4 protein-coding genes and 2 pseudogenes are annotated in these 6,425 nt (G+C 63.0%); 2 read left to right on the forward strand and 4 right to left on the reverse strand.

Annotated features, from left to right (window positions below; all coding sequences use genetic code 11):
• Positions 1-254 precede the first annotated feature (254 nt).
• Both JHD07_RS24575 and JHD07_RS24580 read left to right on the forward strand, forming a co-directional pair.
• On the forward strand, positions 255-1,376 hold the full coding sequence (locus JHD07_RS24575; protein WP_291626757.1) for a DUF2336 domain-containing protein: 1,122 nt from the start codon (positions 255-257) through the stop codon (positions 1,374-1,376).
• A 31-nt stretch (positions 1,377-1,407) separates the two neighbouring features.
• A complete protein-coding gene (locus JHD07_RS24580) occupies positions 1,408-1,650 on the forward strand; it encodes a hypothetical protein (RefSeq protein ID WP_291626759.1) in 243 nt (80 codons plus the stop codon).
• 88 nt (positions 1,651-1,738) lie between these two features.
• Here JHD07_RS24580 and JHD07_RS24585 read toward each other — a convergent pair whose 3' ends face one another.
• From JHD07_RS24585 to JHD07_RS24600, 4 genes and pseudogenes are all read right to left on the reverse strand, one after another.
• The gene (locus JHD07_RS24585; protein WP_291626761.1) at positions 1,739-3,445 is read right to left on the reverse strand and encodes an ATP-binding protein; all 1,707 of its coding nucleotides are present in this window, start codon (positions 3,443-3,445) and stop codon (positions 1,739-1,741) included.
• Complete coding sequence (locus JHD07_RS24590; RefSeq protein WP_291626763.1) at positions 3,442-4,956, reverse strand: ATPase domain-containing protein; 1,515 nt, start codon at positions 4,954-4,956, stop codon at positions 3,442-3,444. Before JHD07_RS24590 ends, JHD07_RS24585 begins: the two co-directional genes overlap by 4 nt.
• 252 nt (positions 4,957-5,208) lie before the next feature.
• Positions 5,209-5,705, reverse strand: a pseudogene (locus JHD07_RS24595) (GNAT family N-acetyltransferase).
• Positions 5,706-5,842: 137 nt separating this feature from the next.
• Positions 5,843-6,425: pseudogene (locus JHD07_RS24600) on the reverse strand (hypothetical protein); the annotation flags it as partial.

The raw sequence follows: 6,425 nt of genomic DNA on the forward strand, positions 1-6,425 counted from the left end.
GTTATGGCGCGCGCAATTGCGCATCACCCGGATCGCATCATTCGATGCGATCCGACCTCTCCCTGCGGGAGAGGTGGGCACCACTGCTCACCCGCTAACGTAATCCCTCTCATTTAAATGAATTTTGCCCGGCAAAACTGATTTGTCGATTTTACTGGATTCTCGCGTTTCGCCTCTAGATTTGGTTCCCAGAGGACTCGGTGTCCCGCCACCCGCGGCGGACCGAACAACGGCCAAGAACTGGGGTGATCGAGATGAACGGGGCGAAATCGCTTCTTCAGGATCTGGACGACGCGATCGCGCGCGGCAGCGAAGAAAGCCGGGCGAAGGCGTTGTGGCATGCGACCGACATCCTGATCACCGGCCGCTACAGCGACGACGAGATCTCCACGTTCGGCGAGGTCATCGGACGGCTCGCCGACGAGATCGAGGTTGCCGCACGCGCGCAGCTCTCCGAGATGATGTCGGGCTGCGATCACGCACCGCTCAACGTCATCGCAAAGCTCGCCCTCGACGACGAGATCGACGTCGCCGGTCCCGTGCTGCGCGACTCCACCCGTATCGACGAGAAGATGCTGGTCGAGAGCGCCATGACCAAGGGCCAGGCGCATCTGCTCGCGATCTCGCAGCGCCAGTCGCTCGGCGAAGCCGTGACCGACGTGCTGGTCAAGCGCGGCAACCAGGAGGTCGTGACCTCGGTTGCGAAGAACGAGGGCGCTCGCTTCTCCGGATCTGGCCTGTTGCACATGGTCCGCCGCGCCGAGGGCGATTCGATCCTTGCCGAGCAGCTCGGCCTGCGCAAGGACGTGCCGCGCCACATCTTCCAGCAGCTGATCGCGAAGGCTTCGGAAGACGTCCGCCGCCGCCTCGAGACCGAGCGGCCCGAGATGATGGCGCAGATCCAGAGCTCGGTGACCGACGTCACTGGCGATCTCCAGTCCAAGTTCGGCCCGTCCTCGCGCAGTTATTTCGTCGCCAAGCGCGTGGTGACGACGCAGTACCGTCAGGGCAACCTCAATCAGGACTCCATCTCGAACTACGCGCGCCAGCACCGCTTCGACGAAGTGCAGATCGGCCTGTCGCTGCTGTCGTCGCTGCCGGTCGACGTGATCGAGCGCGCGCTGATGGACCGCAACCGCGAGATGATCCTCGTGCTGTGCAAGGCGCTCGACTTCTCCTGGGACACGACGATGTCGCTGCTGTTCCTCGGCGCCAAGGATCATCTGATCACGGCGCGCGACCTCCGCGACAACGAGCGCGAATTCGGCCGGCTCAAGATCGAGACCTCGCGCAGCATCTTGAAGTTCTACCAGTCGCGCAAGACCGGAACGGGCGCCGACGCGGCGGGCCGTCAGCCCGAGCTCCAAGTTCACTGACCGGTACACCAAGGACAGGGGAGTATCTGCAATGTTGCCTCAATTCGGTACCGCCGTTCGCAAGAAGAATCTCGGCAATGCCGCTGCCGCCGATCTCGGCGGCGCAGCGCCGGACAAGGCTTCCGTGGATGCCGCCTGGCTCGCGCTCGAAGCTGCCAACGATCTCGGCGACCACGCCGCGATCGAAGCCTGTCGCCGCGTCATCGACGCCGAGCTGAACGGCACGGTGGCCCGCAGCGCGGATGTCGATCTCGTGCTGGGATATTTCAGGTAGGCCAGGTCCTCTCATCCTGAGGGCACGCCAATGGCGGGCGTCTCGAAGGATGGCCACAGATACAGCGCCAGCCAAATCCGAGCTGCTCTCAACGCGAATTCGAGCGCTGGGATGCCGCATCGCGCTGCAGACTGGATTTTGCCGCGGACAGGGCCGCAGCCAGATCGTCGATGTGATAGGGTTTCGGCAAGATCTCGATACCCGCGCTCTCCGCCTCACGGACCGAGGCTTCGGCGTATCCGCTGGTCAGCAATATCGGTATGTCGCTTCGTCGCTTCTTGATCTCGTGCGCAAGCTCGACGCCATTCATGCCGCCCGGCATCATGATATCCGAGAAGACGACATCGACCGAGCGGCCGTCGGCGAGGGCGCCGAGCGCCGCGGCAGCGCTGGCGGCGCGCGTGACGTCGTAACCGAGCTGGCCGAGCATCTCGCTGACGAGCGCGGCAACCTCGTCATCGTCCTCCACCAGCAGGATCTGCCCCTGATTGCTCTTTTTCGGGCGCACCCTGGTGATGTCGATGAGGTGTCTTTCGCCGGAGGGAACGTCGAAGGATCGCGGCAAGTACAGCTCCATGCTGGTGCCCCGGCCGACTTCCGACTGGATTCTCACCGTGCCGCGCGATTGCGTGGCAAAGCCATGGACCTGCGCCAGCCCCAGTCCCGACCCCTTGCCGACGTCCTTGGTCGTGAAGAACGGCTCGAACACGCGCGACAGGATATCCGGGGGCATGCCGACGCCGGTGTCGATGACGGACAGGCGGACATAGTCGCCGGCGATCTCCCCCTCCTTCAGGTCGGGAAGATTTTCCCCGCGCACGACGATGGTGCCGCCGTTGGGCATGGCGTCGCGGGCGTTGACGGCCAGGTTGAGAATGACGAGCTCGAGCTCTCCGGGATCGACCTCCACCGGCCAGAGCTGCTCAGGAAAGTCGAACTCGACATGGACGTCGCCCCTCAGGCTGCGATCGAGCAGTTCGCGCATGCCGCCGATCTGCGCAGCGACGTCGACGGGCTCCGGCCGGAGCTTCTGCCGCCGTGAGAACGCCAGAAGCTGCCTGGTCAGGCTGGCCCCGCGCTGCGCCGCCTGGATCATCCCGTCCATCAGCCGGCGGCGCCGGTTCGGATCGGCCTGGCGGTCGAGCATGTCGAGGCCGCCGGAAATCACCATCAACAGATTGTTGAAGTCGTGGGCCACGCCGCCGGTGAGCTGGCCGATGGCTTCAATCTTCTGAGCCTGGCGAAGCGTTTCCTCGACCCGCGCACGTTCCTCCATTTCGAGGCGAAGCTGCTTGTTGGCTTCCTCCAGCGCCTTGGTCCGCTCGATCACCAGCTTTTCGAGCTCCTGCGCGGTCTGCTCGCGCGCCTCGAGCAGAGCCCGGATCTCATATTGGCGCCGGCGCGCCCGCATCGCCGATTGAATGGCGCTGGTCAGCGTGATCGGCTGGACGGGCCGTTCGAGCAACGAAACATTGCGAAGAAGCCCGACGATGCTGCGCCGCCAGGCGACGACCGAAGGCTGCTCGCGATGGCTGGTGAGGACGACGAAAGGCAGGTCCGACCAAGGCGGCTGGCTCGCTATCCATTGTGCCAGCGGCGCCGTGTCTTTGCCGAATAGTCCTTCCTCGGCCAGAAACACGGTGCCGACACCTGCCGCCATTTCGCTGACGAGCTCGGGCAAGTCCCGGCAATTGACCGCCTCGAGATTCGCGCTACGCAGAAGCTCGGCCGAGGCCTGTCCGTCGCGGCCGATCGGGGCGAATACGAGAACGCGGTGATCGCGATCGGCGGTCATTCGCCGGTCCCTTCCGGGAGTACCGTGCCGGTATAGCGCGGATTGCCGGAAAAGATGCCGCTGAACTCGAGAAGTGGCGGGCCAAGCTTGATCCCGCTGCTACCGAGCCGGAATTCGCGGATGCCATGCTCGTGGCTGCCGCTGCGCTTCTTGACGACCGACAAGGCGCGCCGAACCGTTCCCGCGAACTCGAAATAGCGCAGCATTACGACTGCATCGCTCAGATAGCTGAGATCGACTGGCGTATCCATGGGGCCAACAAGCCCATGCTGAGCAAGAATGAGGATTGTAAACACGCCCTGCTGGGCCAGGTAGCTGAGCAGTTCGTGCATCTGCAGAATGAGAAAGCGTTCATCCGGCATCGCGTTGAGATAGCCAGTCAGGCTGTCGATGATGATCACGCGGGCGTTGTCGACCTCGACGCTCCGGCGAATACTTGCCGCAAACTCGCCGGGCGACAATTCGGCGGGATCGATTTGTTGAAACCGGATCTTCCCGGAGGCGAGATGCTTGTCCAGGGGCAAGCCAAGCGCCCGGGCACGTGCCTCGACCGTTCCGCGCCCTTCATCGAAGGCGAAGAATACGGCGTGCTCGCCACGTTCCGCTGCTGCGATGGCGTAGGTCAGTGCAACGGACGATTTGCCGACGCCAGCAGAGCCGAGGAGAAGCGCGTTGGTGCCGCGCTCGAGCCCGCCTCCCAGGAGTTGGTCGAGGGCGGCGCTGCCGCTGGACACCGTTTCACCTTCGAACAATCTGTGATGCTCGGCCGCAACCAGCCGAGGGAAGATCCGCACCCCCCCTTGCGTGATCTTGAAGTCGTGGAAGCCGCCCCGAAATCGGATGCCGCGCATCTTGATCACGCGAAGCCGTCGCCGCTCGGAACCGTAGTCGATGGCAAGCTGTTCGAGCATCACCACGCCATGCGCGATAGAGTGCAGCTGCAGGTCGTCCTGCGACGACGAGAGATCGTCGAGTAGCACGACGGTACAGTTGCGATTGGTGAAGAAGTGCTTGAGCGCCAGCACCTGGCGCCGGTATCGCAGCGGGTTCTGCGCCAGCAGGCGAAGTTCGGACAGGCTGTCGAGCACCACGCGGGAGGGATTGATCCGTTCGACTTCCTTGAAGATCAAACCGGTGGTTTCACTCAGCTCCATTTCGGCGGGATGAAAAACCGTGAGCTCCCGCTCGGGATCAAGCGTTGTTTCCGGCGGAACGAGCTCGAAGATGTCGACACCGTCCAGTGACCATCCGTGTCGCCGGGCCACCACGGTAAGCTCGCGCTTGGTCTCGGAGAGAGAGATGTAGAGGACGCGTTCGCCCTCGCGCACCCCACGCAGAAGGAATTGGAGCGCAATCGTGGTTTTGCCCGTGCCCGGCCGCCCTTCGTAGAGATACATCCGGTTGGCATCCAAGCCGCCGCCCAGGATGTCGTCCAGCCCTTCGCTGCCGGTCGAAACTCTCGGCAAATCCTTGAGGTCGCTACCTGGAGCAGCCGCGGATTGACCGGTCATGAACCCCCCTTAAGCGTATGTTCCGAAAGCTTTCGATGCGCTCCCGCCGGGAGCCGAATCGGCTGAAATGGTCCGTTTGGGGAACTCCCGGGCCGCGCTCGAGTTCCCGTCTTCGGAGCATGGGCCATCAGGGAAGCTGACGCGTCATCGGGTCAGCGGTTCCGCTATGAAAGACAATGCGGATGATCCCTGGGTGGCCTCCGTACAAAAATGAACACAAGCTCCACCTCCGTTGCCGTCCTCGCGTGGCATTCACCGTCGGATGCGGTAGATCACGAGGTCCTCGCCGTGGCGGTTCGCGCTACGCTTTAGGAGGTAGTTCGATTCTCCAGCACGCGCCGGGACGCACCGTTCCCCACATACACGAGGCCGATGAGAGACGGCAGCATTAGCTGCGACAGGCCGATGTCCGTCAATGCGGAGGCAATCTCGCTGGCAAATCCCCGCCCCCAGTATTCGCGCTTGAACGCGTAGAAGATCTCGATCTCGTCGACGTCGTCGACCAGGATGTGCCAGAGGCCCGCCCGTCCCGCGAAGAACCCGTCTTTCGTCCGCAGCGTCCAGAGGCCGAAGCCGTGCTGGTTCCAATGGTCGATGTTGGTCGCGACATAAGCCTTCGTGACCTCGGGCGTCCGCACCCCGCCGAGATAGCGGGAGACGTCGGCATCGCGATGCAACGCAACGAGGTCGGCAAGGTGGTCCTCGCGAAGCCGCTCGGCGGTCAGTCTGTGGGTGCTGAAATGGTTCATTGTGCCTCGCATCTTGCGATGCGTCGTACCGCGCTTCGTCCGGCGTGTGGGTGCGCTCCGCAGAATGCGCGGCGTTTGCAGCTGCCGACATGAGTTAATGCCGTCGCATGGCTGGCACTCGCTCCCTGTCCCGAACGCTAGCGCCGTGCAACGCCTTCATACTGACTTTGGCTGACGCCGCTTTTCCATCGTCCAGTTTGCATGCACTGTGCAAAGGACGATGCACAGTGCCTGGTACTCACGCTTCTTTCACACACGGCTCGAATGTTCGAGCAGGTCGGATTGTTGTTGAATTGCTTGATCAGCTCGGCTGCTGATCTCGTCGTTTCGGGCCGATCGCGTTGATCTTTCCGCTCTTCCGGAGTTGATCTCTTTGCCCTGACTTTTTCGCACACATTGTCGCTGCCGACCACGAAACCTTCCCGGCACGCAATTCTGGTGCAGGAATCGCCGTCGATCTTGAAGCCGGGGGCGCAGACTGGCGGGCAGACACGGCCCTGCCGCGCTTTGAGTGTGTCCAGCACCTCGATGCCCGGAATCTTGGTATCAAGCTTCGTGCCCGCATATTTGTTGAATGTCGACAGGGAGCGTTGAGAGGTCGTGCTCCAGTCGCCATCGGCGGTCGTCGTGAGGCAGCCGACGCGGCGCAGTTCCGATTGGATCAGCTTGATGGTCTCTTGCGTCGACGATACCGGCTGCGATGATCCCGCTGCGACAGCG

Origin of the sequence: Bradyrhizobium sp. (assembly GCF_016462955.1) — a bacterium.
Classification (GTDB): Bacteria; Pseudomonadota; Alphaproteobacteria; order Rhizobiales; family Xanthobacteraceae; genus Bradyrhizobium.

What these genes read in the sequence shown, in the direction of transcription:
- JHD07_RS24580 (WP_291626759.1), top strand. Translation starts at nt 1,408, where the DNA reads ATGTTGCCTCAATTCGGTACCGCCGTTCGCAAGAAGAATCTCGGCAAT.
- JHD07_RS24585 (WP_291626761.1), bottom strand. Translation starts at nt 3,445, where the DNA reads ATGACCGCCGATCGCGATCACCGCGTTCTCGTATTCGCCCCGATCGGC.
- JHD07_RS24575 (WP_291626757.1), top strand. Translation starts at nt 255, where the DNA reads ATGAACGGGGCGAAATCGCTTCTTCAGGATCTGGACGACGCGATCGCG.
- JHD07_RS24590 (WP_291626763.1), bottom strand. Translation starts at nt 4,956, where the DNA reads ATGACCGGTCAATCCGCGGCTGCTCCAGGTAGCGACCTCAAGGATTTG.